The organism is Pollutimonas sp. M17 (assembly GCF_025836975.1).
Lineage (GTDB): Bacteria > Pseudomonadota > Gammaproteobacteria > Burkholderiales > Burkholderiaceae_B.
Genome location: NZ_CP107548.1, coordinates 465,567 through 491,730, shown reverse-complemented (window position 1 = coordinate 491,730; position 26,164 = coordinate 465,567). Strand labels below are relative to the sequence as shown.

The 26,164-nt window shown below is 62.1% G+C and carries 28 protein-coding genes and 1 tRNA gene; 12 read left to right on the top strand and 17 right to left on the bottom strand.

The annotated features are described in order from the left end of the window. Positions 1-12 precede the first annotated feature (12 nt). From atpG to OEG81_RS02305, 7 genes are all read right to left on the bottom strand, one after another. Positions 13-918, bottom strand: coding sequence for a F0F1 ATP synthase subunit gamma (gene atpG / locus OEG81_RS02335; RefSeq protein ID WP_264131115.1), 906 nt, complete (start codon positions 916-918; stop codon positions 13-15). 100 nt (positions 919-1,018) lie between these two features. Next, positions 1,019-2,560: a F0F1 ATP synthase subunit alpha gene (gene atpA, locus OEG81_RS02330; RefSeq protein ID WP_264131114.1), complete on the bottom strand. Its 1,542-nt coding sequence runs from the start codon at positions 2,558-2,560 to the stop codon at positions 1,019-1,021. A 35-nt stretch (positions 2,561-2,595) separates the two neighbouring features. Beyond that, the gene (locus tag OEG81_RS02325) at positions 2,596-3,135 is read right to left on the bottom strand and encodes a F0F1 ATP synthase subunit delta (RefSeq protein ID WP_264131113.1); all 540 of its coding nucleotides are present in this window, start codon (positions 3,133-3,135) and stop codon (positions 2,596-2,598) included. Between the two features lie 14 nt (positions 3,136-3,149). Next, the gene (locus tag OEG81_RS02320; RefSeq protein ID WP_264131112.1) at positions 3,150-3,620 is read right to left on the bottom strand and encodes a F0F1 ATP synthase subunit B; all 471 of its coding nucleotides are present in this window, start codon (positions 3,618-3,620) and stop codon (positions 3,150-3,152) included. A 127-nt stretch (positions 3,621-3,747) separates the two neighbouring features. Beyond that, positions 3,748-3,990 carry a F0F1 ATP synthase subunit C gene (atpE, locus tag OEG81_RS02315; RefSeq protein ID WP_003815363.1) on the bottom strand — a complete coding sequence of 81 codons (243 nt, stop codon included), beginning with the start codon at positions 3,988-3,990 and terminating at the stop codon, positions 3,748-3,750. A 104-nt stretch (positions 3,991-4,094) separates the two neighbouring features. Beyond that, complete coding sequence (gene atpB / locus OEG81_RS02310) at positions 4,095-4,973, bottom strand: F0F1 ATP synthase subunit A (protein ID WP_264131108.1); 879 nt, start codon at positions 4,971-4,973, stop codon at positions 4,095-4,097. A 58-nt stretch (positions 4,974-5,031) separates the two neighbouring features. Next, positions 5,032-5,475: an ATP synthase subunit I gene (locus OEG81_RS02305; RefSeq protein WP_264131107.1), complete on the bottom strand. Its 444-nt coding sequence runs from the start codon at positions 5,473-5,475 to the stop codon at positions 5,032-5,034. Between the two features lie 590 nt (positions 5,476-6,065). On the opposite strand from OEG81_RS02305, the gene OEG81_RS02300 reads away from it, so the two are divergent. From OEG81_RS02300 to OEG81_RS02285, 4 genes are read left to right on the top strand one after another with little or no spacing between them, the layout of a single operon-like run. Continuing rightward, on the top strand, positions 6,066-7,055 hold the full coding sequence (locus tag OEG81_RS02300; RefSeq protein WP_264131106.1) for a TRAP transporter substrate-binding protein: 990 nt from the start codon (positions 6,066-6,068) through the stop codon (positions 7,053-7,055). Positions 7,056-7,076: 21 nt separating this feature from the next. After that, positions 7,077-7,997: an amidohydrolase family protein gene (locus OEG81_RS02295; RefSeq protein ID WP_264131105.1), complete on the top strand. Its 921-nt coding sequence runs from the start codon at positions 7,077-7,079 to the stop codon at positions 7,995-7,997. Between the two features lie 37 nt (positions 7,998-8,034). After that, positions 8,035-8,535, top strand: a complete 501-nt coding sequence (locus OEG81_RS02290; protein ID WP_264131104.1) for a TRAP transporter small permease — start codon at positions 8,035-8,037, stop codon at positions 8,533-8,535. 12 nt (positions 8,536-8,547) lie between these two features. Continuing rightward, complete coding sequence (locus OEG81_RS02285) at positions 8,548-9,825, top strand: TRAP transporter large permease subunit (RefSeq protein ID WP_264131103.1); 1,278 nt, start codon at positions 8,548-8,550, stop codon at positions 9,823-9,825. A 101-nt stretch (positions 9,826-9,926) separates the two neighbouring features. Here the strand turns inward: OEG81_RS02285 and OEG81_RS02280 are convergent, their stop codons facing one another. Beyond that, the gene (locus OEG81_RS02280) at positions 9,927-10,703 is read right to left on the bottom strand and encodes an enoyl-CoA hydratase (RefSeq protein ID WP_264131102.1); all 777 of its coding nucleotides are present in this window, start codon (positions 10,701-10,703) and stop codon (positions 9,927-9,929) included. Positions 10,704-10,735: 32 nt separating this feature from the next. On the opposite strand from OEG81_RS02280, the gene OEG81_RS02275 reads away from it, so the two are divergent. After that, positions 10,736-12,514, top strand: a complete 1,779-nt coding sequence (locus OEG81_RS02275; RefSeq protein WP_264131101.1) for a M61 family metallopeptidase — start codon at positions 10,736-10,738, stop codon at positions 12,512-12,514. A 12-nt stretch (positions 12,515-12,526) separates the two neighbouring features. On the opposite strand, the gene OEG81_RS02270 is transcribed toward OEG81_RS02275, so the two are convergent. Further along, positions 12,527-13,483: an NAD(P)/FAD-dependent oxidoreductase gene (locus tag OEG81_RS02270; RefSeq protein WP_264131100.1), complete on the bottom strand. Its 957-nt coding sequence runs from the start codon at positions 13,481-13,483 to the stop codon at positions 12,527-12,529. 60 nt (positions 13,484-13,543) lie between these two features. Between OEG81_RS02270 and folB the strand changes: the two genes are divergently transcribed. The 3 genes from folB (at position 13,544) to OEG81_RS02255 (ending at position 17,294) form a co-directional block, all read left to right on the top strand. After that, positions 13,544-13,903 (top strand): dihydroneopterin aldolase, encoded by a 360-nt coding sequence (gene folB / locus OEG81_RS02265; protein ID WP_264131099.1) that lies wholly within the window; start codon positions 13,544-13,546, stop codon positions 13,901-13,903. Between the two features lie 17 nt (positions 13,904-13,920). Then, positions 13,921-14,907 (top strand): tRNA 2-thiocytidine(32) synthetase TtcA, encoded by a 987-nt coding sequence (gene ttcA / locus OEG81_RS02260; RefSeq protein WP_264131098.1) that lies wholly within the window; start codon positions 13,921-13,923, stop codon positions 14,905-14,907. Between the two features lie 68 nt (positions 14,908-14,975). Then, complete coding sequence (locus OEG81_RS02255; RefSeq protein WP_264131097.1) at positions 14,976-17,294, top strand: mechanosensitive ion channel domain-containing protein; 2,319 nt, start codon at positions 14,976-14,978, stop codon at positions 17,292-17,294. Positions 17,295-17,342: 48 nt separating this feature from the next. Here the strand turns inward: OEG81_RS02255 and OEG81_RS02250 are convergent, their stop codons facing one another. From OEG81_RS02250 to hemA, 5 genes are all read right to left on the bottom strand, one after another. Then, a complete protein-coding gene (locus tag OEG81_RS02250; protein ID WP_264131096.1) occupies positions 17,343-17,945 on the bottom strand; it encodes a UbiX family flavin prenyltransferase in 603 nt (200 codons plus the stop codon). After that, entirely contained in the window at positions 17,942-18,268 is a 327-nt protein-coding gene (grxD, locus tag OEG81_RS02245) for a Grx4 family monothiol glutaredoxin (RefSeq protein ID WP_264131095.1), read from the bottom strand. The genes OEG81_RS02250 and grxD overlap by 4 nt, the downstream gene beginning before the upstream one ends. Positions 18,269-18,312: 44 nt before the next feature. Then, on the bottom strand, positions 18,313-19,134 hold the full coding sequence (prmC, locus tag OEG81_RS02240; RefSeq protein WP_264131094.1) for a peptide chain release factor N(5)-glutamine methyltransferase: 822 nt from the start codon (positions 19,132-19,134) through the stop codon (positions 18,313-18,315). 5 nt (positions 19,135-19,139) lie between these two features. Continuing rightward, on the bottom strand, positions 19,140-20,219 hold the full coding sequence (prfA, locus tag OEG81_RS02235) for a peptide chain release factor 1 (RefSeq protein WP_264131093.1): 1,080 nt from the start codon (positions 20,217-20,219) through the stop codon (positions 19,140-19,142). A gap of 75 nt (positions 20,220-20,294) precedes the next feature. After that, positions 20,295-21,569, bottom strand: a complete 1,275-nt coding sequence (hemA, locus tag OEG81_RS02230) for a glutamyl-tRNA reductase (protein ID WP_264131092.1) — start codon at positions 21,567-21,569, stop codon at positions 20,295-20,297. A gap of 167 nt (positions 21,570-21,736) precedes the next feature. Between hemA and OEG81_RS02225 the strand changes: the two genes are divergently transcribed. Both OEG81_RS02225 and OEG81_RS02220 read left to right on the top strand, forming a co-directional pair. After that, positions 21,737-21,812 (top strand) — tRNA-Phe (locus OEG81_RS02225). A 133-nt stretch (positions 21,813-21,945) separates the two neighbouring features. Further along, complete coding sequence (locus OEG81_RS02220; protein ID WP_264131091.1) at positions 21,946-22,707, top strand: uracil-DNA glycosylase family protein; 762 nt, start codon at positions 21,946-21,948, stop codon at positions 22,705-22,707. A 71-nt stretch (positions 22,708-22,778) separates the two neighbouring features. On the opposite strand, the gene OEG81_RS02215 is transcribed toward OEG81_RS02220, so the two are convergent. Continuing rightward, positions 22,779-23,645: a DMT family transporter gene (locus OEG81_RS02215; RefSeq protein WP_264131090.1), complete on the bottom strand. Its 867-nt coding sequence runs from the start codon at positions 23,643-23,645 to the stop codon at positions 22,779-22,781. A 108-nt stretch (positions 23,646-23,753) separates the two neighbouring features. Between OEG81_RS02215 and OEG81_RS02210 the strand changes: the two genes are divergently transcribed. Next, positions 23,754-24,149, top strand: coding sequence for a Bug family tripartite tricarboxylate transporter substrate binding protein (locus tag OEG81_RS02210; protein ID WP_264131089.1), 396 nt, complete (start codon positions 23,754-23,756; stop codon positions 24,147-24,149). A 48-nt stretch (positions 24,150-24,197) separates the two neighbouring features. Further along, positions 24,198-24,332 (top strand): hypothetical protein, encoded by a 135-nt coding sequence (locus tag OEG81_RS02205; protein ID WP_264131088.1) that lies wholly within the window; start codon positions 24,198-24,200, stop codon positions 24,330-24,332. Between the two features lie 36 nt (positions 24,333-24,368). Here the strand turns inward: OEG81_RS02205 and OEG81_RS02200 are convergent, their stop codons facing one another. Both OEG81_RS02200 and OEG81_RS02195 read right to left on the bottom strand, forming a co-directional pair. Continuing rightward, positions 24,369-24,815 carry a nucleoside deaminase gene (locus OEG81_RS02200; protein WP_264131087.1) on the bottom strand — a complete coding sequence of 149 codons (447 nt, stop codon included), beginning with the start codon at positions 24,813-24,815 and terminating at the stop codon, positions 24,369-24,371. A 28-nt stretch (positions 24,816-24,843) separates the two neighbouring features. After that, complete coding sequence (locus tag OEG81_RS02195) at positions 24,844-26,154, bottom strand: FAD-dependent oxidoreductase (protein ID WP_264131086.1); 1,311 nt, start codon at positions 26,152-26,154, stop codon at positions 24,844-24,846. Positions 26,155-26,164 lie beyond the last annotated feature (10 nt).

The following is a 26,164-nucleotide window of genomic DNA, read 5'->3' as shown; positions in this document are numbered from 1 at the left end:
TTCTGTTAAACCTTAAACAGCGGCAGCGCCCCCCACGATTTCTGAAATTTCTTTGGTAATGGCGGCTTGGCGGGTCTTGTTGTAGACCAGCTCAAGGTCGCCGATGACTTTCTTGGCGTTGTCGGATGCCGCTTTCATGGCGACCATCCGGGCGGACTGCTCGGACGCCATGTTTTCCGCCACCGCCTGATACACCAGGCCTTCCACATAGCGCATCAAGAGTTCGTCGATGACGGTCTTGGAATCGGGCTCGTAGATGTAGTCCCAGCCATAGTTCGACTTGGGCGCATCCTGGCCTTCCGTGCTGTCGCCAGCCTGGAACGGATCGGCCAGGCCGCTGGGCAAGGGCAGCAAGCGGATGAAGCTGGGATCCTGCTTCATGGTGTTCACGAAGCGGTTCGTGGCCAGGTAGATGGCATCGATCTTGCCATCGATGAAGTCGTCGATCTGGACCTTGATGGCGCCGATGAGGCGTTCGAGGTTGGGCTTGTCGCCCAGCTGGACTTCCTGCGAAACCAGGTTGGCGCCGATGCGCGACAACACGCCGGCACCCTTGTTGCCCAGGGCGGTGGCCTGCACCTTGATGCCCTTCTGCTCGAACTCTTTGAGACGAGCCAGCACCAGACGCATGATGTTGGTGTTCAAGCCGCCGCACAGGCCCTTGTCGGTCGAGACGACGACAATGCCGACCGCACGCACGTTGCTGCGTTCGATCATGTAGGGATGCGAATAATCGGGATGCGCCTGCATCAGATTGGCGGCGATCTCGCGCACCTTCGTTGCATAGGGGCGGCCTGCACGCATCCTGTCCTGCGCCTTGCGCATTTTGGATGCCGCGACCATCTCCATGGCTTTGGTGATCTTGCGCGTGTTCTGCACGCTCTTGATCTTGGTTCGAATTTCCTTAATTCCGGCCATCGCTCTTTCCTGAAAGGGCGTTATAGCGGGGCTGCTTGCGCCAGCCCCACCGTACGTTTGGATACTGAAGCTGCCGCTTCATCACCCTCGCCAGTCAAACTTAAAAAGCACCGTGCTTTTTGAACTCTTGTATGGCTGCAACCAGTTCCGCTTCGTCGTCCTTGGACAGCTCTTTGGTCTCTTCGATACGCGTGATCACCCCTTCGTGCTTGGACTTCAGGTGATCCTTGAGCGCTTTTTCGAATGCCAGGATCTGGTCGACTTCCAGGTCGTCCAGGTAGCCGTTGTTGACCGAGAACAAGGTCACGGCCAGTTCCCAGACCTGCAAGGGCTGGTACTGCGGCTGCTTGAGCAGTTCGACGACGCGCTTGCCGCGCTCCAGCTGACGGCGCGTTGCGTCGTCGAGGTCAGAGGCAAACTGGGCAAAGGCGGCCAATTCGCGATACTGGGCCAAGTCGGTACGGATACCGCCCGACAGTTTCTTGACGACCTTGGTCTGTGCGGCGCCACCGACACGCGACACCGAAATACCGGCGTTGATGGCGGGACGGACACCGGCGTTGAACAAGTCGGTTTCCAGGAAGATCTGGCCGTCGGTAATCGAAATGACGTTGGTCGGAACGAAGGCGGACACGTCGCCGGCCTGGGTTTCGATGATGGGCAGCGCGGTCAGCGAACCGGTCTTGCCCTTGATTTCGCCATTGGTGAATTTCTCGACGTACTCTTCGTTCACGCGGGCGGCGCGTTCGAGCAGGCGCGAGTGCAGGTAGAACACGTCGCCGGGGTAGGCTTCGCGGCCGGGCGGGCGGCGCAGCAACAGGGAAACCTGGCGATAGGCCCAGGCCTGCTTGGTGAGATCGTCGTAAATGATCAGGGCGTCTTCGCCGCGATCGCGGAAGTATTCGCCCATGGTGCAGCCCGAGTAGGCCGACAGGTACTGCATGGCGGCGGAATCGGATGCGGCGGCGGCGACGATGATGGTGTATTCAAGCGCGCCGTGCTCTTCGAGCTTGCGGACCACGTTGTTGATCGTGGACGCCTTCTGGCCGATGGCGACGTAAACGCAGGTTACGTTCTTGCCCTTCTGGCTGATGATGGTGTCGACGGCCACGGCGGTCTTGCCGGTCTGGCGGTCGCCGATGATCAGCTCGCGCTGGCCGCGGCCGATGGGGACCATTGAGTCGATGGCCTTGATGCCGGTTTGCAGGGGCTGCGACACCGATTTACGCGCAATGACGCCGGGCGCCACTTTTTCGATGATGTCGGTGGCCTTGGCATTGATGGGACCCTTGCCGTCGATGGGCGCACCCAGCGCATCGACCACGCGTCCGCGCAGCTCGGGACCGACGGGCACTTCGAGAATGCGGCCGGTGGTCTTGACCGGATCGCCTTCCGAAACGCCGGTGTAGTCGCCCAGAATAACCGCGCCGACGGAGTCGCGCTCGAGGTTGAGCGCAAGTCCGAACACGTTATTCGGGAATTCAAGCATTTCGCCTTGCATCACATCGGACAGGCCGTGGATGCGGGTAATACCGTCGGTCACGGAAACGACCGTGCCCTGCGTACGTACGTCGGTGGACGCGCCCAGGCCTTCAATGCGGCTCTTGAGCAGTTCGCTGATCTCTGACGGGTTAAGTTGCATGTTCAGACTCCTGGAATCCTGTTATCTGGCGCGCGTCAGGCGGCCAGAGTGTCGCGCATGCGGGCCAACTGGGCCTGCACAGAAGTATCAAGTACTTGGTCGCCAACGATCACGCGCACGCCGCCGATAAGATCGGCATCCACCGTGACAGCCGGCTTCAATTTGAGGCCAAACTTTTTTTCCAGCCCGGACACGAGCTGCTGAACCTGATCGTCGGCCAGCGGATAGGCGCTGATGATCTGGGCCAACGCCGTACCTTCCTGCTGGTTCTTCAGCTGCTCGAACTGCTCGGCGATTTGCGGCAACACCAGAATGCGGTTGTTGCTGACGAGCAGTTCGATGAAATTGCCTGCCTGCGCTGAAAGCGGGGATTTGATCAAACCCGTAAACAGCTCGGTGCGCTGAGCGGTGTTCAGCCTTGGGTCGGTCAGCGCCTCGCGCACGTCGTCCTGGCTTGCCACCTGGGCAAGCTCGGACACCAGATCCGACCACGACGCCAGGCCAGCCTGGTCGTTGCGCGCCGTCGCAAACAGCGCCTCGGCGTAGGGTCTGGCGATAGTCGATAGTTCAGCCATGGCTTGCCCTGAGTTTAAAGTTGAGCCTTGAGCTGGTTAAGCAGCTCGGCGTGTGCCTGTGCGTCAACTTCTCGTTTGAGAATCTGCTCTGCACCCTTGACCGCCAGAACGGCGACATCGGCACGCAAGCTTTCGCGCGCACGCTGAACCTCTTGGGCCGCGTCCTGCTGGGCTTGTGCGACGATACGCGCTTTCTCGGCCTCGCCTTCGCGACGAGCCTGGTCGATAAGAGCCGCAGCCTGTTTCTCGGCCTCGACCATGCGAGCATGGTTTTCCGTTTTTGCAGACGCCTCGATCAGGCTGATCCGCGCCTGGGCCTGGGCCAGGTCGGCCTTGCCCTTGTCGGCGGCCGCCAGGCCGTCGGCGATTTTCTGACGGCGGTCATCCATTGCTTTCGTGAGGGGCGGCCATACGAATTTCATCGTAAACCAGCCCAGCACGAAAAACACGATCATCTGAAAAAAGAGAGTCGCGTTTAAATTCACGGTCGTTTCCCTTTAATACCACTCGTGCCAGGCGGCCTGGCCGCATGACACCTAATGTCCATGCCGCAGGCCGGCGCCATACGGCCGACTGCGGCTGCTTGACCCGCCATGCGGCAGGCTGCACTGCTTACCCGACGAAGGGGTTGGCGAATGCGAACAACATGGCGATACCAACACCGATCAGGAACGCAGCATCGATAAGACCGGCCAGCAGGAACATTTTGGTCTGCAAAGCGTTCATCAGTTCGGGCTGACGAGCCGAAGCTTCCAGATATTTGCCACCCATCAGAGCAATACCAATGCAAGCACCGATAGCGCCCAGACCAATAATAAGACCGCAAGCTAGAGCAACGAAAGCAACGTTGGTCATGACAACTCCTTGGTTAATAACCGTGTAATCAAAAAGTCAAAAAAACTGCTTTACAAGAAAAGCCTTGTACCCCGGCCGGACCTGACGGCCCGAGCCGAAAACTATTAATGGCCTTCGTGAGCCTGCCCCACATACACCAGGGTCAGCATCATGAAGATAAAGGCCTGCAACAGCACGATCAGGATGTGGAAGATTGCCCACACCGACCCCGCCAGGACATGCCCGACACCCAAGCCTAGGCTTGCGCCATTAAATCCGGTCCATGCTCCGCCCAGCAGGGCGATCAGCATGAAAATGAGTTCGCCGGCAAACATGTTGCCGAACAGCCGCATGCCCAGGGACACCGACTTGGCGGCGTATTCGATGCAGTTCAGGAGGAAATTGAACGGAGCAAGAACCAGGCCGGCAAGGCCGTGCGCATGGAAGGGCGCGGTGAACAGTTCCTTGACGAAACCGCCCGGGTGCTTGATCTTGATACCGTAATAGAACATGAGCAGCAGCACGCCCAGCGACATGCCCATGGGCACGTTCAGGTCGGCCGTGGGCAGAATGCGGTGGTAATACAGCGGATCGCCGTGCTCGGCGCCCAGACCGGTAAGCTTGAAGACCCATGCAAGGAAATCGACCGGCACCAGATCGAGCACGTTCATGAGGATGATCCACAGGAACACCGTCAGGGCCAGGGGCGAGACGAAACGGCGCGAGACCTCGCTGGGGATGATGCTCTTGGCCTGTTCCTCGACCATGTCGACCATCATTTCGACGAAAGCCTGGAAGCGGCCCGGAACGCCGGCGCTGGCCAGCTTGGCGGCGCGCCACAACATGAAGACGACCACCAGGCCCATGAGTATGGACCAGAAGAGGGAATCGTAGTTGACGACGCTGAAGTTGGCGATGGCCGACTGCTTGGCACCAACGTTATTCAGGTGAACCAAGTGATGCTGAATATACTCAGACTGTGGCGAAATATCACTAGCAGCCATCTGAACCCTTATCCTGTTGACGAGCGTGCAAAGCCCATGAAATTAACATACAAAAAAACTATGGCAGCCTGCGAAACACCAGCAACAGCACATAGCCTTTTAAAACACATACCAGGCCAAAAAGCATGGCGGGCCACACCAGCCAGCTACGCCCCAGCCATGCGGCCAGACCCATTACCAGAATGGCCGACCCCAGCTTGAAGGCCTCGCCCACAAAAAAAGTAAGCGGGCTGGATTTTACCGGACCCCAAAGGCCCAGCAGCAAACGTAAAGCGAACAACGCATTGGGTACAAAATAGGCCGCGGCGCCAATCAGGGCGGAAACCGCAGCCGCTGCGCCGGAAACCAGCCAGGACGCAAGCACCGCCACAAGCAGCATGACCGCCTGCGCGGCAAGCGTACGGACGATTCCACCGCTTGCACGCCGGTTCATCGCTGCGCGATCCCGATCCGTAAGCACGAGTTGCACCTGATCTTGATTCATAGTCTTGATTCGTTGCATACCCGGTAACTGCAAACATGCGGCCGGCGAACCTGCTATGCCATCCCCCGCCCGACGTCCGTAGATCACTGTCCGTAGACCATTGCCCGAAGATGAATTACCCACGTGGCGTCAAACTCATAGAGTATAGCTTTATTTTTTATATGTAAGCAAGTTGTCAGGGGCTTTTTTTTGGGCGGCCAATGGCAAAAAACGCGTGCAGCCAAGCCGTGGCGGGGGATTCGGGCCAGCGCAAGTTTTTCTATGCAATAGCGTGAATATTTCTGCCTTGCGACCCGACAAAGCTGAACGATAAACTGGCCCGACAACAATGTGCCAGCGGAACTTTATCACTCCCGGCACATAAAAACAGACGCCCGGAGACACCCAAACTGCGCGATCTGCCCCACAACGACCTGACGTCACCCTCGAACGGCTCGCTGTGTATATCCAAACGCATACATGTCATGCGGCAAGGCTGCCATCGAGCCTGCTTGCCATGCCCGTCCCGTGCCCGCGGCACGTCGGCGATTGGCCTGCGGCACCCCGGGCATTTGCCGCCCATACACAAACAAAGGAGGTTTGGAGGCCTCAGCCTCCTCAAGACAATCATGATCAAACACTATTTCGCAACCGCATTGCTGGCGATCGCGTCCTTGGGCAGCGCTGCCGCCATGGCCCAGGAAAAACCCGTCACCTTCCGCTTCGGGCACACCCATCCAGCCACCGACTCGCAACACGTGGCCGCCCAGGAGTTCGCCAAACGCGTCGAAGAACGCAGCAACGGCAAAATCAAGATCCGCGTATTCGCCAATGGCGCACTGGGCAATGACAACACACTGGTCACCGGTGTACGCAGCGGGACCATCGATATCGGCGTTACGGGCAATCCCTTCCTGACCGGCATTTCGCCCAATCTCAACGTGCTGGACCTGCCCTATCTGTTCAACGATGAAAAGCATGCCTTTCAGGTGCTGGACGGCCCGATCGGCCGCGGCTTGCTGGACGACCTGGACAATTACGGGCTCAAGGGCCTGGCCTTCTGGGACATCGGCTTCCGCAACATCACCAACAACAAGCATCCGATCCAAACGGCAGCTGACATCTCGGGCCTGAAGATCCGTACGACTCCCAATCCGGCACATATCAAAGCCTTCGAGTTGCTGGGCGCGAATCCCCAACCCATGGCGTTCACCGAGGTATATACGGCCCTGGAATCGGGCGCCCTGGACGGCCAGGAGAATCCCGCCACGCTGATCCTGTCCTCGAAGATGTATGAGGTTCAAAAATACCTTTCGATGACCCGTCACGCCTATACCGCCGCCCTGCTCTTCATGAACAAGCGCAAGTTCGACAAGCTCTCGCCCGAGAACCAGAAAATGCTGCTTGAAGAAGCCCTGACTGCCGCCAACCATGAACGCGACCTGAATGCCAAGCACCAGGAAACGGCATTGAAGGAGCTGAGGGAACATGGGGTCGAAGTCAATGAAAACCCGGATGTCGAAAGCATACGCAAAATCGCAAAAGGCCCCGTCCATGCGGAGTTTGCCAAAAAGCAGGGCGACAAGATCTTGAACGCGATCGTTGCTGCGCAGCAATAACATCCTTATCAGCCACAAACCATGAGCACGAACATCCCCGACGTCATCATCGATGCACACCACCACTTCTGGCACTTGAACGAGGGGCATTTCCCCTGGCTTCAAGAGGCGTACGACCCCAATGAGTTCTTCCTGGGCGATTACTCCGCCATGTGCTCGGATTTCGATCCCGACGTCTACAAGCAGCGCACCGCCGGCTACCCGGTAAAAGCCACCGTCCACGTCGAAGCGGAGCGGGCCCGCGACGAAGCCGAAGACGAAGTTCGGTGGCTGCATGAACTGCATGCGAAGGACAGCGGCTTTCCGGCCGCTGTGGTGTCCTACGTCGACTTCGGATCACCCGACGTCGGGGAAGCCCTGGCCCGGCACGCCGCCTACCCCTTGCTGCGCGGAATACGGTGCAAGCCGCGCACCAGTCACAGTCCGGACGTCAGCATTCACGGCCAGGCGGGCACCATGCAGGACGACAAATGGCTGCGGGGCCTGTCCGAACTGGGCCGCCACGGCTTGTCGTGGGATCTTCGGGTGCCGTTCTGGCATCTCGAAGAGGCCGCCACGGTCGCGGCGATGTTTCCCGACACGCCCATCGTGCTCAACCACATCGGCCTGCCCTGGGATCGCAGCGTAGCGGGCCTGAATCACTGGCGCCGCGGCATGGCCGCGCTGGCCAAGTGCGATCAGGTGTACGTCAAGCTGTCCGAGCTGGGCCTGCGCGATGCGGACTGGAACATCCAGGAAAATGCCTCGCTCCTGCGTGAAACCATAGACATCTTCGGCTGGCAACGCTGCATGTTCGCCAGCAATCTGCCGGTCTCGGGTCTCAATGTGGATTTTCCGACGCTGATCGACACCATCCAGCTCGGCGCACGCGGCCTGCCATCCGAGGCCCTGACGGCCATCTGGTCCGGCAACGCCGCCCGCTTCTACCGGATTTTGCTGTAGACCGGCACATCCCACAGTCAACCAAGGAGCACCCAGCTTGAATCGGCTTTTCGTCAAATTATCCGAGTATTTTCTTGTCTTGCTGTTTACCCTGATGATCGTTCTGGTGTTCGGCAACGTCGTGCTGCGCTATGCGTTCAATTCCGGGTTCGTATCGTCGGAAGAGCTTTCCCGCTTTCTCTTCATGTGGCTGACCCTGATCGGCGCCCTGGTGGTCATGCGCGAGAACGCACACCTGGGCATGAATCTGGTCGTCAGGCTTCTGGGCGTGCGCGGCCAGCGCATCTGCCGCTTCCTCAGCGACGGCATCGCGCTGGCATGTTGCGTCCTGCTTGCGCAGGGAACCTGGAGCCTGGTGGGGATTGCCATGGACAACCGGGCTCCCGTAACCGGCATCCCCATGGGGATCGTCTATCTGTCGCTGCTGATCTGCAGCGTGGGCATGGCCCTGATGTTCGCGCATTCTCTTTACCGTCAACTGACCGGCCGCATGAGCGCCCAAGAGCTGGTCCCCCAAGATTCTTCTCTTGGCGAGTAGGAAACAATCTGAATGACAATCCTCGTATTCACCCTTTCGCTGCTGGGGGCCATGGCCCTGGGCATGCCTATCGCATTTGCCTTGCTGGTATGCGGCGTATCCCTTATGTGGCATCTGGACAATTTCGATTCCCAGATACTGGCTCAAAGCCTGCTGGAAGGCGTCAACAACTTTCCATTGATGGCCGTGCCCTTCTTCATTCTAGCCGGCGCCCTGATGAGCGCCGGTGGGCTGTCGTCCCGCATCGTGCGCGTCGCAACCGCGCTGGTGGGCCACGTGCGCGGCGGCCTGGGCTATGTGGCCATTCTGGCCGCCACCTTCATCGCCAGCCTGTCGGGCTCCGCCGTCGCCGACTCCGCGGCCGTTGCCGCATTGCTGATCCCCATGATGCGCGATGCCGGCTACCGGGTCCCACGAGCCGCCGGCCTGATTGCGTCGGGCGGCGTCATCGCCCCCGTGATCCCGCCATCCATTGCAGTCATTATCTTCGGCGTGACCGCGCAAGTTTCCATTACCAAGCTCTTTCTGGCGGGGATCGCGCCCGGCCTGATGATGGCCGTCGTACTGACGGTCACCTGGGCCATTTGCGCCAAGAAAGAAACAGCGGTCACCGTGGGGCGATTCAGCAAGACGGAGCTGTTTGCCGCGCTGGCCGACGGCATCTGGGCGTTGCTGCTGCCCATCGTCATCATCGGCGGCATGCGTTTCGGCTTTTTCACGCCTACGGAAGCCGCGGTCGTGGCCGTGATCTACGCACTGGTCACGGGCATGCTCGTGCACCGCGAACTGACGCTGAGCGCGCTTTACAAGGCCATGCTCGACAGCGCCAAGACCTCCAGCGCCGTGCTCTTCCTGATGGCTTGCTCGCTGGCTTCGGCATGGCTGATCACCATCGCGGAAATTCCGGACCAGGTCACCCACCTGCTGTCGCCATTCATGGACAGCCCCATCCTGCTGATGTTCATCATCATGCTGCTGATCGTGGTCGTGGGCACCGCCCTGGACCTTATACCGACCATCATGATCATGACGCCGGTGCTGATGCCCACCGTCATTGCGGCGGGCATCGATCCCGTCTACTTCGGCGTCATGTTCATCATGAACAATGCCATCGGGCTGCTGACCCCGCCAGTGGGCACCGTATTGAACGTGGTGGCGGGTGTGTCGAAGCAGACCCTGGACCAGGTCATTGTCGGCGTCTGGCCCTTCCTTTTGGCCTTCATCCTGTTGCTGACGGCATTCGTCTTTGTGCCGCAATTGATCACCGTGCCGGCCCGCTGGCTGTATTGAGGCGCACCGGCACCTGACCGCAGCACCCGACAAAGCCCCTGGCTGGACCGAACATCCGGCCAGGGGCTGTCGCTTTGTAGGATCGCGGCAGCGCCGCCACCCTATTTATGCTTGAAGTCGGGCTTGCGCTTCTCGACGAAGGCCTTCATGCCTTCCTTCTGGTCTTCGGTGGCGAACAGGGCATGGAAATTGCGCCGCTCGAACATCAGCGTATCGTTCAGCGTACCTTCGTAAGCCATGTTGACGCACTCCTTGGCCATGATGACCGACGGCAGCGACATGGAGGCGATGATGGTGGCCGCCTCCATGGCTTCGTCCATCAGGCGCTCCAGCGGCACCACGCGCGAGACCAGTCCGGCGCGTTCGGCCTCGTTTGCATCCATCATGCGGGCGGTCAGCACCAGGTCCATGGCCTTGGACTTGCTGACCGCGCGCGGCAGGCGCTGCGTGCCGCCATAGCCCGGAATGACGCCCAGCTTGATTTCGGGCTGGCCGAAGCGTGCGTTCTCGGCCGCGATGATGAAATCGCACAGCATGGCCAATTCGCATCCGCCGCCCAGCGCATAGCCGGCCACCGCCGCGATGACGGGCTTGCGTATGCGCTTGAGCGACTCCCAGTTGCCGCCCAGGTAGTCCTGCTTGTACACGTCCATGTAGGACCAGCCCTGCATGGCGCCGATGTCCGCGCCGGCGGCAAACGCCTTCTCGCTTCCGGTCAGCACGATGGCCCCGATGCCGTCGTCGGCATCGAATGCCCTCATGGCTTCAGCCAGCTGGTCGATGACTTCGTTGCTGAGCGCGTTCAATGCCTTGGGCCGGTCCAGCGTCAGTACGCCAACGCGGCCATGAACCTCTACTTTAACCAATGGGGCTTCCATGCCGTCTCCTTGTTGCACAGTAATATAGTGGAATGAAAAAAGAACCCTTACTTTATAGCGTAACGCCTTTCGATCTTTCCGGTCACCGAGTCCGGGTCCGCCTGACCCTGCGCAATCCCGACCCCGGCGGGCAGTCCTTTTCCCTGCCTGCCTGGATTCCAGGCAGTTATCTTATTCGAGATTTCTCGCGGCAGATAGAAACCATACAGGCATCCAGCCGCGGCAAGCCGGTCGGCATCAGGAAGACCGCCAATCACACATGGCTGTGCGAACCCTGCAAGGCCGAACTCGACATCGACTACACCGTATACGCCTGGGATCTGTCCGTGCGCGGCGCACATGTCGACGAGACACATGCTTTCCTGAACGGGACCAGCATCTTCCTGTGCCCCGACGGAAGAAGCCAGGAGCCTTGCCATGTGGAGCTCTGCCCTCCCCCGCAGGCCCGGAACTGGAAGGTGTACACCAGTCTTCCGGAAGCCGCCGGCCACCCTCGCTGCGCCCGGCGCCATGGCTACGGCATGTATATCGCCCCCGATTACGATGCGCTGATCGACCACCCGATTGAAATGGGCACGCCGCAGGTCGTGCGTTTCAAGGCGCATGGCGCCGAGCATGAAATGGTGTTTACCGGCGTGGCGCCCAATCTGGACCTGAAGCGCATCGCCGCCGACGTGCAGAAGATATGCGCCGCGCAAATCGCCCTGTTCGAGCCCCGGACCCGGCGCGCGCCCTTCCTGGACAGCGCCGGCCGCTACGTCTTCATGACCATGGTCACGGGCGACGGATACGGAGGCCTGGAGCACCGGGCATCGACCGCCTTGATGACCTCGCGCCGCGACCTGCCCGTGCTGGGCCGCGACAATGCGGGCGAGGGCTACCAGACCTTCCTGGGCCTGGTCAGCCATGAATACTTCCACACCTGGAACGTAAAGCGCATCAAGCCGGCCGCGTTTGCCCCTTATGACCTGGGGCGCGAGAACCACACCCGCCTGCTCTGGGTATTCGAAGGCTTTACTTCGTATTACGACGATCTGATGCTGCTGCGCTCGGGCGTCATCGACGAGGCCGACTACCTGCGCATGCTGGCCAAGACCATAAGCGGCGTGCAGCGTGCCGGCGGGCGATTCAAGCAAAGCGTGGCGGAAAGCTCGTTCGACGCCTGGACGCGCTACTACAAGCAGGACGAGAACTCGCCCAATGCGCTGGTCAGCTACTACACCAAGGGCTCGCTGGTCGCTCTGGGCCTGGACATCACGATACGCCATGCCAGTGCCGGCAGGCGTTCGCTGGACGATGTCATGCGGCTGATGTGGGAACGCTACGGCCGCGACTTCTATACCGGAGCGGGAACGGGCGTGCCCGAAGACGCGATGGCGGACCTGATACGGGAAGCGACCGGCGTGGATACGCGGGACTTCATCGAGCGGCATGCCTACGGCCGGGAAGACGTGCCGCTGGAAAGCCTGCTGCCCCTGCTGGGCATTGCCTTGAACTGGAAGCCGGCATCGGGCGGACCGACGCTGGACCTGCGGCTGCGCGACAGCCATGGCGAAACACAGATTGCCACAGTTTACGAAGGCGGCTCCGCCCATCGCGGCGGCTTGTCCGCCGGCGACGCGCTGGTGGCCATCGACGGCCTGAAGGTAAACGGCGCCGCCGGAGTGGACCGCTTGCTGGCCGCCTACCAGCCGGGCGACACCGTGGCCGTCCATGTATTCCGGCGCGACGAACTGCGCGCCTTCCAGCTTGTGCTGAATGCTCCGGGCGCTACGGAATGCGTGCTGGAGCGCCCGGCGGCGGCCGGATGAGGCGCGGCCAGGTCACCGGGCCCGGGCTTCTATCCTGGCCTGGATCGCCTTGGCCGCCGCCACCCCGTCGGCCAGGGCCGTGACCACGCAGGGATGCTGGCGCTGCGCGACTTCGCCTATGGCATAGACGCCCGGGCATCCGGTTTGCGCCGTCCGCATGTCGGTCGCGATGAAGCCCTGGGCGCTGCGCTGCAGCCCCAGCGCATCGGCGAAGTCCACGCAAGGCTCCCATCCGTAAAACACCATGATCAGGTCGTAGTCCCGGCCGTCGACCGTGCGCGCCCGCGCATCCACCGAATAAGGCCCCAGGGTGACGCAGTCCCCAGGCAGCTTGCTGACGAATTGCTGCTGGGCCCGCACATTGCGGGCATATAGCCGGACACTGGCTGCTCCTTTTTCCAGCGCATACAGGGCGTTCTCGAAGGCGTTGTCGCCGCCGCCCAGCACCGCCACCCGCTTGCCGCGGAAGTCCTGCGCCACGACATGCTCGCCCGGACCGGTCAGCACCCCTTCGGTCCACCGTCCCGCCGCCGCGGCGGCATCCCCCGACGGGACGCCGTCCATGCCGGGAGCCAGCGGACGCGCCCGCACACCGGTCGCCAGCACAAGGTGGCTCGCCCACAGCGGTTCGGCCAGGCCCGATCCGGTCAAGGCAAAGCCTCCGTCCGCCGCCTCGACATGCTTAACCGTGCAGGAGAGGTATACGGGCACGCCGGCACGCCGCAGGCTGAGCGCCAGGTTATCGGCCACCTGCGCACCGGTCATGCCGGGCAGCGAGGCGTTCCATTCGTCCAGGAAGGGATTGACGCGGCACAGGCCGCCCAGCACATCCCTGCCTTCGAGCAGCACCGGCGAAAACCCCAGCCGCGCCAGCCATACGGCACAGGAGGCGCCGGCCGGCCCCCCGCCGATGATCGCGGCGTCGTAGTTCGGGCCGCCGGCGCGGACCGGTTTCGGGAAATTCGTCATCAGTTCCATACCTGCCATGCTAAAGCACTACAATTCCAACAATTCTACAAGGCCATCATTATGCCCACCCGACGCATATTCTTTAATCAACTGGCGCTGGACGCGCGCATAGGCATCCTGGAACACGAACTGCGGGCCACCCAGCCGCTGCACATCGATGCCGAGTTCGACGTGGACATTGCCCAGGAAGTGCACGACCAGAATATTGCGACCGTCCTTGACTACCGCATGCTGCGCAGCGCCATCGTGGACGAATGCACCCGGGCTCATGTGAATTTGCTGGAAACGCTCAGCGAGCGCGTGATCGACCGCATCCTGCGGGAGTTCCCCGAAGTGATGTCCGCACGCATCCGCATCAGCAAGCCATCGGCATTTTCCGATTGCGCCGCCGTGGGCATCGAACTGCAACGCAGCCGCTGAACCTGTCTACCCCTACCATGCAAACCGACACCATCCGCCCCGAAACCCTGGAACACGACCCCGACCCGGACAGCCGCCGCGCGCAGAAGCAGCGCGTCAATGAGAACAAGCTGGCCAAACGCCTTGTGCGCGAAACGGGCCGGGCCATTACCGACTTCAACATGATCGAGGATGGCGACAAGGTCATGGTGTGCCTGTCGGGCGGCAAGGATTCCTATGGCATGCTGGACATCCTGCTGACGCTGAAAGCGCGCGCGCCCATCGACTTCGACATTGTCGCGGTCAACCTGGACCAGAAACAGCCAGGCTTTCCCGACCACGTGCTGCCCGACTACCTGCGCTCGCTGAACGTGCCCTTCCATATCGAGACGCAGGACACCTATTCCATCGTCACCCGGGTCATACCGGAAGGCAAGACCATGTGCTCGCTCTGCTCCCGGTTGCGCCGGGGCATTCTGTATCGCGTCGCCAGCGAGCTGGGCGCCACCAAGATCGCGCTGGGCCACCATCGCGACGACATCCTGGGCACCTTTTTCCTGAACCTGTTCTACGGCGGGCGCATGAAGGCCATGCCGCCCAAGCTCATGTCCGACGACGGCAAGCACATCGTGATCCGCCCGCTGGCCTATGTGCCCGAGAAAGACCTGATCGCCTATGCCCAGCTGAAGCAATTTCCGATCATTCCCTGCAATCTGTGCGGGTCCCAGGAGAACCTGAAGCGCAAGGAAGTCGGCCGCATGATCGCCGAATGGGACAAGCACTTCCCGGGGCGCTCATGGAATGTATTCGGCGCCCTGTCGCGCGTGGTGCCCACGCACCTGATGGACAAGGACCTGTTCGACTTTGCGGGCCTTGTCGCCACGGGCCACGCCGACGACAATGGCGACAAGGCTTTCGATGAAGAACCGCTTGAACCGCCCATCGGCCTGCATCCCGATCTGGACCATACCCCAACCGTAAGGCGCGGCATCGCGCCGCCCACTGCCTGCAAGGAGTCTGCCTAGTGGCGCCAAGAAACAGACACTCTTTCATCCATCACGTTTTCTTCTCTTCTTTTTACGCTGTATTGATCTTGCTGGCCGCTGCGGTGTTCACCACCCGCGCCGTCGCCCAGACCGGCCCGGCCACAGCGCCGGCGGACAACACCCCCTCTTATGCCGCGCTGGCCGACCTGCTCGAGAACGACAAGGCGCGCGACAAGCTCATTGAACAGCTGCGCAGCCTGGCGCCGGAAGGCGCACAAGCCCCGGCGGCCGGCGTCGCCCAGCCGACCCGGGCCGAGCCCAGCCGGGATCCCGCCGGCCTGCCCCTGTCGCAACGCCTGGCCATAGACCTGCAGACCTTTACGGCCGGCCTGTTGCACGACACGGCCGCGACCATGACGGCCGTGCGCGCCGCCCTCAGCGGCGAACCCGTTCCCGGCAACCGCCTGCGCGCATCCCTGCCGGCCCTGAGCGTGCTGCTGTTCACCATAGTGGGCACGCTGCTGGCCTATGCCGCCTTTCGCGTGCTGGCCGGCTTCGGCTTTGCCCGCCTGAATGCCTGGATCCTTGACGACAGCAAGGGAAAGGTCGGCCCGCAGCCCGATCCGGGACCGGCCGCCAAGCGCTACCGCTATGCCTCGCTAACACTGAGCCGCAAGCTGCTTGGCGTGCTTGCCGCCTTCCTGATCGATGTGGCGGCCAGCCTGTCGGCGGCGCTGGCCGGCTATGTCTTGTCCACGATCCTGGCGGACGGCACCGGCGGCAAAACCCTGTTCGCACTGCAATTCCTGACCGCCTTTGTCATGATCGAAATCGCCAAGGCGGTCTCGCGAGGCGTATTCGCCACCCGCTACGATCAGCTGCGGCTGCTGCCCCTGTCGCCCGAGGCGGCCGCCTACTGGAACCATTGGCTTACGCTGCTGATCGGCCTGACCGGCTACGGGCTGATGGTGGCCGTGCCGGTCGCCGAAGCGGTCTTCCTGCCCGCGGCCGCCAAGGTGCTTGGCCTGATCATCATGCTGGGGGTCTACATCTATGGCGTCCGCGTGGTCTGGAAGAACCGCCATGCGGTGCGGGCGGGATTGGTGCGGCGGGCCGAACAATCAAGCACCGCCGTATTCGGCACCCTGCTTCGCGTCCTGGGCCGGATCTGGCACCTGATAGCGCTGGCCTATTTCACGATGCTGCTGGCGGTCAGCCAGGCGGACCAGGACCAGGCCTTGGTTTTCATGACGCGCGCCACGATACAAACCGTTGCCGCCGTGGTGATCGGACTGGCCCTGGCGGCGACACTGTCATCCCTGCTGTCGCGCCGCATCCAGTTGCCCGACGACTGGCGCCGCGCCCTGCCCCTGCTGGAATCCCGCATCAACGCTTATGTGCCCGCCACCCTGAAAGCCCTGCGCCTGTTGATCCTGATCACGGTGTCGCTGGTCGTCCTGGATGCCTGGCGCGCCTTCGATCTGCTTGCCTGGCTGGAATCGGCCAACGGCCGCGCCACCGTCGCGCTGGTTTTCCGGGTAGGGATCATTCTGGCCATGGCCGCGCTGAGCTGGACCGTGCTGGCCAGCCTCATCGAACATCGCCTGAGCCTGTCCGGCGGCATCCATCGTCCCAGCGAGCGCGAGAAAACACTGCTCATGCTGTTCCGCAACGCGGCGGCGGTGGTCATCGCCACCATGACGGCGCTGATCGTGCTGTCGCAAATCGGCATCGACATCGGTCCGCTGATCGCCGGGGCGGGCGTGGCCGGCCTGGCCATCGGCTTCGGCGCCCAGAAGCTGGTCCAGGACGTGATTACCGGCGTGTTCATCCAGCTTGAAAACGGCATGAACCAGAACGACGTGGTCGAGCTGGCCGGCATTTTCGGCACGGTGGAAAAGATAACCATCCGCTCGGTCGTGATCCGCACCCTGGACGGGGGCTATCACCTGATCCCCTTCTCGACCATCGACAAGCTGACCAATCACACGCGCGACTTCGGCTACCACTATGGCGAATACAACATCGCGCACCGGGAGAACGTCGACGAGGCCATTGCGCAGCTGGAGCTGGCCTTCAAGGATCTGATGCAGGACCCGGAACTGTCGCGCGAAGTGCTGGAAGACATCTCCATACCGGGTGTGACCGGCCTGACCGAGCGCGGCTTCACCATACGGGTACTGATCAAGACCACTCCCGGCAACCAATGGGCCATACAGCGCGGCTTCAACCGGCTGGTCAAGCAGCGCTTCGACGCCGCGGGCATCGAGCTGCCGTACCCGCAAACCGTGCTGCATTTCGGACGCGACAAACTGGGCTATGCCGCGCCGGTGGACGTAAGGGGGGTCGATGCCCTGAAGCATTCGGCGGGCACGACACCCGCGCCCGGGCAGACCATGCGGCCGGCCCTGGACGAAGGCAACTGACTGAGGCGGCAGACCGGAGCGGCCAGGCCGTAGGCCTGGCGGTTCCATCTATTCGGAGGCGGCCTTCCCCCCCGATTCAGGCGCAATGCCGTCCCACCGGGGCCCAGGAACATGGATATCGAACAGCTCGAGCACGCGAGCCACGGTGTGATCGACCATATCATCCAGCGTCTTGGGATGATGGTAGAAGGCCGGCAGCGGCGGGAAGATGACGCCGCCCATTTCGGTCACGGCCGTCATATTGCGCAGGTGCGCCAGATTCAGCGGCGTCTCGCGCACCATCATGACCAGGCGCCGGCGTTCCTTGAGCGTGACGTCGGCCGCGCGGGTGATCAGGTTATCCGACAGGCCGTGGGCCACGGCGGCCAGCGTGCGCATGGAACACGGCACCACCACCATGCCCGCGGTGGCAAAGCCGCCGCTGGACAGCGTGGCGCCCACGTCGCGGAAGCTGTAGACCCGATCCGCCAAAGCATGGACGTCCTGGCGGGTCTGGTTCAGCTCGTACTTGATATTGAGCACACCCGGCGGGGACACCACCAAGTGCGTTTCAACATCGGGAACAGCCTGCAGCGCCTGCAGCATGCGCACGGCGTAAATGGCGCCCGTGGCGCCCGTTACCCCGACGACCAGCCGGCGTTTCGGGATCACGCAAGCGCCCCGGCCTCTTTCAGCACGGTGACCAGTTCGCCGTTTTCATACATTTCGGCAATGATGTCGGAACCGCCGACGAATTCGCCCGACACGTACAGCTGCGGGATGGTCGGCCAGTTGGAGTAGTCCTTGATGCCCTGGCGCACCAGGTCGTCGTCCAGCACATTGACCGTAACCAGCTTGGTCACGCCCGATGCCTTCAACACTTGTATGGCACGGCCCGAGAAGCCGCACTGAGGAAACTGGGCCGTGCCCTTCATAAACAGCACAACGGGGTTGGCCGTGACGGTTTCACGAATAAAATCTTGAACTTCGCTCATGGTGCTCTCGTCTTCAGAAAAAAAGTTGCGGACAGCCTGGATGGCTATCCTTCATTATAGATACCGCCTGTCACCCTTTCCACGCCGGCCAGGTCGGGCAGGCTGGTCACCCGGCCGAAGCCGGACGACTCCATTATTCCACGTACCGCCGCCGCCTGGTCCCAGCCATGCTCCATGAGCAGCGCGCCCTGCGGCGCCAGCCATTGCCCGGCTCCCTGCGCGATCTCGCGCAAGGCGGCCAGCCCATCGCCATGGTCGGTCAGCGCCGAAGCCGGCTCGAAACGCAAATCGCCTTGCTTCAGGTGCGGATCGGACGCTGCAATATACGGCGGATTCGAGACGATCAGGTCAAAGCCCCCAATGGCCGGCAGGGCATCGTACCAACTGCCATGGAAAAAATCGACCGCGGCGCCCAGGGTTTGCGCATTGCGTTTGGCCACGTCAAGCGCCTGGGCGCTTGAATCGGATCCCGCCACCCGCGCATCGGGACGGTCCAGGGCGATGCAGATGGCGATGGCGCCGGTCCCCGTGCCCAGATCCAGCACTCGCGGCGACTTCAGCCCCTCGAGGTGGCGCAAGCCGGCCTCCACCAGCAATTCGGTCTCGGGACGGGGTATGAGGACGGCGGGCGAAACGTGAAAATCCCGGCCCATGAATTCGCGGACGCCCAGGATATACGCCATGGGCTCGCCGGCCAGGCGGCGCGCCTGGAGTTCGCGGAAGCGGGCCGCCTTTGCCGGATCGACCGGGTCGCCGTCGTGGGCGATCAGCCAGACGCGCGGCACCTGGAGCACATGCTGCCACAGCATCTGGAACTCGAGCCGAGGCAGCGCGCTGTCCCGCGACAGGCTGCGCAGGCTTTCCATGGCGGCTAGTCCTGTCCCAGGGACGCCAGCAGCTCGGCCTGGTGCTCGGCCAGCAGTGCCCCCGTCAGCTCGTCCAGGTCGCCCTCCATGATGCCGCCCAGCTTGTACAGCGTCAGGTTGATCCGGTGGTCCGTTACGCGGCCCTGCGGATAGTTGTAGGTGCGTATGCGCTCGGAGCGGTCCCCCGTGCCCACCAGGCTCTTGCGTTGCGCCGCCTCTTTGTCGTGCTGCTCCTGCTGCTGCTTGTCTTTCAGCCGGGCCGCCAGCACCTGCATGGCCTTGTCCTTGTTGCGGTGCTGCGAGCGGTCGTCCTGGCATTCCACAACCAGGCCGGTCGGCAAGTGGGTGATGCGCACCGCCGAATCGGTCTTGTTGATGTGCTGCCCGCCGGCGCCGCTGGCGCGGAAGGTATCGATGCGCAGGTCCGACGGATTGATCACGATGTCGCTTTGGGCATCGGCCTCGGGCAGCACGGCGACCGTGCAGGCCGAGGTATGGATGCGCCCCTGGGTTTCCGTTTCGGGCACGCGCTGCACGCGGTGCGCTCCCGACTCGAACTTCAGGCGGCCATACACCCCATCGCCATCCACCCGGGCAATCACTTCCTTGTAGCCGCCTATCTCGGATTCGCTGGTCGACATGAGCTCCACTTTCCAGCCATTGTGCTCCGCATAGCGGCTGTACATGCGCAGCAGGTCGCCGACGAACAGCGCGCTTTCGTCGCCGCCCGTTCCCGCCCGGATTTCCAGGAATACGCTGCGGCCATCGTCCGGATCGCGGGGCAACAGCAGTACCTGCAGCTCATCGGCCAGGGTGTCGAGCCGGGCCTTGCCCAGCTTCAGTTCCTCTTCGGCCATGGCGCGCATTTCCGGATCGGAAACCATGTCCTGCGCGGCCTGTATGTCCTCTTCCGTGGCGGTGTAGGCATTGAATACCGACACCACCGGATCCAGCTCGGCCCGCTCGCGCGATATCTTGCGGTAGCGGTCCATATCGCCGGCGATCTCGGGCTCGGCCAACAAAGCATCGACCTCGATTAATCGGTGGGCAAGCTGCTCCAGCCGATTGCGCATGGATGTTTTCATAGAAAAAAGAAAATCAGGCAGTTGAAGAAAGCGGACGCGGCAAGACAGTCGGGCGAAGCCCGAAAGAGAGCGTCGCTAACGGCGGCGGTCCACCGTGGGCAGCAGACGCGGCAGCAAGGCCAGCAATTGCTGGCGGTCGTCGCTTTCGCTGCGATTGAGCGCGGCCAGCGGACCGTGCATGTACTTTTGCGTCAGGCCGTGGGCCAGTTGTTCGAGAACCTGTTCGGGAGACTCGCCTCGAGCCAGCATGCGGCGCGCGCGTTCCAGTTCGTTGCGGCGGACCTGATCGGCCGCCTGCTGGAAGTCCATGATGGCCGGTATGATTTCGCGGCTTTGCAGCCAGTGCATGAAATTCTGCACACGCGTCTCGATGATGGCTTCGGCCTGCACCACCGCGGCGCGACGCGCATCGGTGCCGCTTTGAACCATGCGGCCCAGATCGTCGACGGTATACAGGTAGACGTCGGCCAACCGTCCGACCTCGGTCTCGATGTCGCGCGGCACGGCCAGGTCTATCATGACCATGGGACGATGGCGCCGCGAGCGCGTAGCCCTTTCGACCATCCCTAATCCAAGGATGGGCAAGGAGCTGGCCGTACAGGAAACGATGACGTCGAATTCCGCCAGCTTGTCGGGAATGTCGGACAGCTTCATGGTCTTGGCCACAAAGCGCGAGGCCAGCAGCTCGGCGCGCTCCAGCGTGCGGTTGGCCACCACAACGTGCTTGGGATTCAGGGCGGCGAAGTGCGTGGCACAGAGTTCGATCATCTCGCCCGCGCCGATGAACAGCACATTGGCTTGGGACAGGTCGTCAAACACACGTTCGGCCAGGCGCACGGCCGCCGCCGCCATGGACACCGAATGCGCCCCGATGGCGGTCTGCGAGCGGACTTCCTTGGCGACCGAGAACGTGCGCTGGAAAAGCTGATGCAGCAGGGTACCCAACGCCCCGGCCTGCTCGGCCGCGCGCACCGCGTCTTTCATCTGCCCCAGGATCTGCGGCTCGCCCAGCACCATGGAATCGAGACCGCTGGCCACGCGAAAGGTGTGGCGGACGGCATCGTTCTGCTGATACTGATACAGGTGAGGCTGCAGGCTGCCGGCTTCCAGGCGATTGAACTCCGCCAGCCAGGCCGGCAGATGCTCGGATACCTGCGGCTCGGCCGCACAGTAGATTTCGGTGCGATTACAGGTGGACAGGATGGCGGCTTCCTTGACCGACGCACCGAAGGCGGAACGCAGTCCGTCCAGCGCGGGCCTGAGGACATCGATCGGGAACGACACGCGTTCCCGCACCGAAACCGGGGCGGAGACGTGGTTCAAGCCGAAGGTCAAGACGTCGACAGACATGTATCGTTCAAAAGTCGGAAGCTGTGCATATGCAAACAGGATTATAGTCGCCCCTGAACTTTTCCTGAAATTTCAGTTTGCTTTGGCGCAAACTTGTGCAAGAATAGCGGGCTTGCGTGGCGGAAAGCACACATTTTGTTTTTCGTGTATGATTTCGCCTTCTTGATGGCCTGGTAGCTCAGTCGGTAGAGCAGAGGATTGAAAATCCTTGTGTCGGTGGTTCGATTCCGCCCCAGGCCACCATAGAACCCTCTTGAAAATCAAAGACCTATCTTAATTGATTGGTCTTTTTTTTCGCCTATTTTTTTGCCAGTGTCAACGCAGCCAGATCGTCACCGCCATAGAGAGCCAGCGCATGCGGACCTGGCTCCAGCACATGGCGGAATACGATCAACTGACCCAGGCAAAACACATGGTCGCAAGACTCGATCCCGATCCCGACAATACCTGCACGGCCATTGCCCGCGTACTCGCCGGCAGCTTGCAGGTACTGATGTTTCCTAGCGCCAGCCACGTTTACAACCCGCTGACCTATATGTGGGAAGCGCATCGTGAGTACTTGCAGCGCTACGGCAGCCGGAACAACCGCATCTTGCTGCTTGGCATGAACCCCGGCCCATGGGGCATGGCCCAGACCGGGGTCCCCTTTGGCGAGGTTTCCGCTGCACGAGACTGGCTGAAGATCGAAAAGCCCCTGGGCGGCCCGTTGCCAGACCAACACCAGAAGTATCCGATAGCCGGCTTTGCCTGCCACCGTAGCGAAGGCAGCGGCGATCGCTTCTGGGGCTGGGCGCGGCAGCGCTTCGGTAGCCCGGAACAGTTTTTCCAGGATATCTTCGTCTGGAACTACTGCCCCTTGCTATTCCTGCGCAACAACCGCAATCTGATCCCCGAGCAGCTGCACAAGGCCGAACGCGAGCCTTTATTCGGCATCTGCGACGCAGCACTGAGCGCCGTAGTCCATGCGATCAACCCACGCGTGGTGGTCGGTATCGGGCGCTTTGCCCATGGCCGCGCGCAGATCATCACAGCCCACAATACACCGACTGCCTACCTGCTGCACCCCAGCCCTGCCAACCCCACGGCCAACCAAGGCTGGGCCGATATCGCCGACGAGACCTTGGCCCCTTGGCTATAACGGGGCGAGCTCATTAAAAGCAATGGTCCCCGCATGCCGCAGAGCTACTGCTGCCTTCCCCGGCCGATCGCTCAATCGCGCCGCAGCAGCACGGCACTGATGGCCACCACCACGCATACAATAGCCAGGCCGTCTTGCCAGCTTGGCCACTCGCCGATAAAGATGCTGCCCAGTACCCCTACGATGGGCACCGCGGTGACACTCATGGCGCTCGTTGACGGCGGCAATGCACGCGCCAGGGAGAACCAGATGACCTGGGCCACGCCATAGTTCAACAGCACCGACCAGAAAAGCACGGCCCAGGTGGTTGCACTGAAAGGCCAGGACGGCACCGGCTCAGTAGCATTGGCCACCAGGCCCAAGCCCAGCGACGCCACCATCAGCATCCAGATCACCAGGGTTTCGGGCGCCAGCGTCAGCTTCGCACGCTGCATCCAGACAGTGCCCAAAGCCCAGCAAAAAGCGGCGGCCTGCATCCAGGCAATACCCACCGGGCTACCCGCCAAGGCATGAAGCTCGTTCCAAAGCAGCAGCGCGATGGCAATCAGTACGGCGGTGACCGCCAGCGCCAGCCGCGCGGTGAAACGCTCGCCATAAAACAGCACCGTCAGCAAGACCGTGAAAACCGGCATGGTGAAGCCCAGGATGGCGGCGCGGCCGGCCGGAAGATGGGCAACCCCGATGATGGACAGGCCATGCCAGCCCATCATATTGGGCAAGGCCAGCACGAGGATGCTGCGCCACTGCTTGACGCCACGCGGCAACACGGAGATCCCTTGCGACCTGTAGTAGGCCAGCAGCACCAAGGCGCCACCGGCCATGGTGACGGCGCGGAACCACAATGGGCTCCATTCGCGCAGCCCCAGCTTCATCACTGGCCAGTTCACGCCCCACATCAGCGTAAGCAGGACTAGGCCAAGCAGTTGGCGGGCATTCAAAGCGGATACCGGTATAAGAATGGGGGATAAGAAAGGGTTAGCCGAATCTTAGCATTTGAAACCCTTGTGCCAATGGCTGGAGGTTTCTTCTGATATAAGGAGACAATAATGACCAAAACGGTAAAAGTGCTGCTGCACGCCATGCTGCTGGCCTCTTGTTCCTTCGCCGGAATGGCTGCGAAAGCGGCAAGCTACCCAAGCAAACCCATCACCTTCATCGTTCCCTTCCCTCCCGGCGCCGGGGTCGATATCGTGACGCGCCTGGTCACCACCAAACTATCTGCCGCATTGAGCCAGCCCTTCGTGATTGCAAACCGCTCCGGGGCGGGCGGCACCGTCGGCGCGGCCGAAGCGGCGCGTGCGACGCCCGACGGCTACACCCTGCTGGCAGCGCCTTCCTCCATCGCCGTCAGCCAATCGCTGTACAAAAACCTGTCTTTCAATCTGGACAAAGACTTCAGGGCGGTGGGCCTGATGGCCTCAGTGCCTTTCGCCCCACCTTAGCGCCGAGATGTTCCAGATGGATGCCGACAACAAACTGCGCCACAGGACTTGGAAGAAAAATTCCGCGGGCTGGTCCAGCCGATATTGCCCGACGACCAAGCCAGCGCGCTGATCCAGGCATGCTGGGACTTGCCGCAGCTTGGCGATGCGGGAGCGATCGCGCGGCTGGCCGCCACGGAGTGACCCCTGCGGGGACATTATCGCCGTCCGCGACGCCAATCAGGCGTCCGGCTCGCCGATGTCCTCGTTCCAAAGGCGGGGTTTGGCGGCAATGAACTCCCGCATCAGCGCGATGCAGCCAGGGTCCTGCAAGACCTCGACCTGGACACCGCGCGAACGCAGCAATTCTTCCTCGCCCATAAAGGTCAGGTTCTCGCCGACGATGATGCGCGGGATACCGTACAGCAGTATGGCGCCGCTGCACATGGAACAGGGCGACAGTGTGGTGTACAGCACGCACTCGCGATAGACCTGCGCGCTTTGACGGCCGGCGTTCTCGAAAGCATCCATCTCGCCATGCAGGATGGCACTGCCCTGCTGCACCCGCCGGTTGTGGCCGCGACCCAGAATTCGGCCCTCGTGCACAATGACCGAGCCGATGGGAATGCCACCCTCCTGGAAACCGAGCCGCGCCTCTTCCAGCGCGGCCTGCATGAACAGATCCATGATGCCTCTCGCAGTCAACGATAAAAAATCAGCGGCGCAAAGGCCGCACATGCTCGCGCCGGAACCCTTGTCCCAGGATACGGGCGGGGATCGAGCGGATGAAGGAAGACTTTAGCAGCCATCGTACGATTCCAGGCAGCTCGACCGGCTTGTCGCTGTCCTGCCTGGCCAGCGCCGGCGCGATCACACGCCGCTGGATAAACACCTGAAGACCCTGAATGATCTTTGTTGGCAGCAAGCGCCGTTGCTGCACGGCAGCCAGGACGGATTCATCGGGCACGCCTGAAGCCAGCAAGGCTGGAGCCAAAATGTTGCCGGCCGCCACCGCGTCCTGTATGGCCAGGTTGATTCCCACGCCGCCTATGGGCGACATGGCATGGGCCGCATCGCCTATCAGGAGCAGGCCGGGCCGGTGCCATCGCTCCAGGCGATCCACCCGCACTTCCAGCAGCTTGACGTTATCCCACGAAGCAATGCCATGGACACGATCGGCCAGGAAGCCCACCTTTCCAGCCACCCTGGCCTGGAAATCCCCGATCGGACGCTGGCGCCACCGGTCTGCATCTCCCTTGGCGATCACGCTGGCGATCTGCCAGTACTCATTGCGGTTCAGCATGACCAGGAAATTGCCATAGCCTGGCGCTCCGAACGTGCCCGGAGGGTCGGTGGGCAGGCGCGGAAGGCGGAACCACATCACGTCCATGGGTGCGCCCAGATTCTTCGTTTGCAGGCCCGCGGCGGAACGGAGCAAGGAATGCCGGCCATCGCACCCGACAACAAGATCGGCATTGACCTGGACCATGCCATCGGGCGACCGGGCCATTACGCCGGCCACCCTTCCGTCCGGGCCGCGCAACAGCTCTGTCGCCTCGTGGCTCATGCACAGCCGGAATCCGCTTTGGCGCTTCGCTTCGGCGGCCAGCAGATCGAGAAGATCCCATTGCGGGACCAGCGCCATGTAGGGGAAGGGCCGCAGGCTGCGGAAGTCGCCCAGGGCGTGCATGCCGTCGGCGAACATGCCGTCCAATTGCTCAACCCGGTGCTGCGGCAAGGCATCGAACCGCTCTTTGAGCCCCAGCTCAGCCAGGATTTCCAGGGTGGATGGGTGCACCGTGTCGCCCCGGAAATCCCGCAGGAAATCGGCGTGCTTTTCGAGCACGATGGCGGCAATGCCGGCGCGCGCCAGCAGCAGCCCCAGCATCATGCCGGCCGGGCCGCCACCGACGATGCAACAGCGGGCATTCATGCCTGGAGCGGAATTTTCCATGCGCCAAGTCTGCATGCGGCGCGCCGGATCGTCAAGGGGATGCGCCTTCGGACGCCGATCCAAGCGATTCATGGACTCCCGA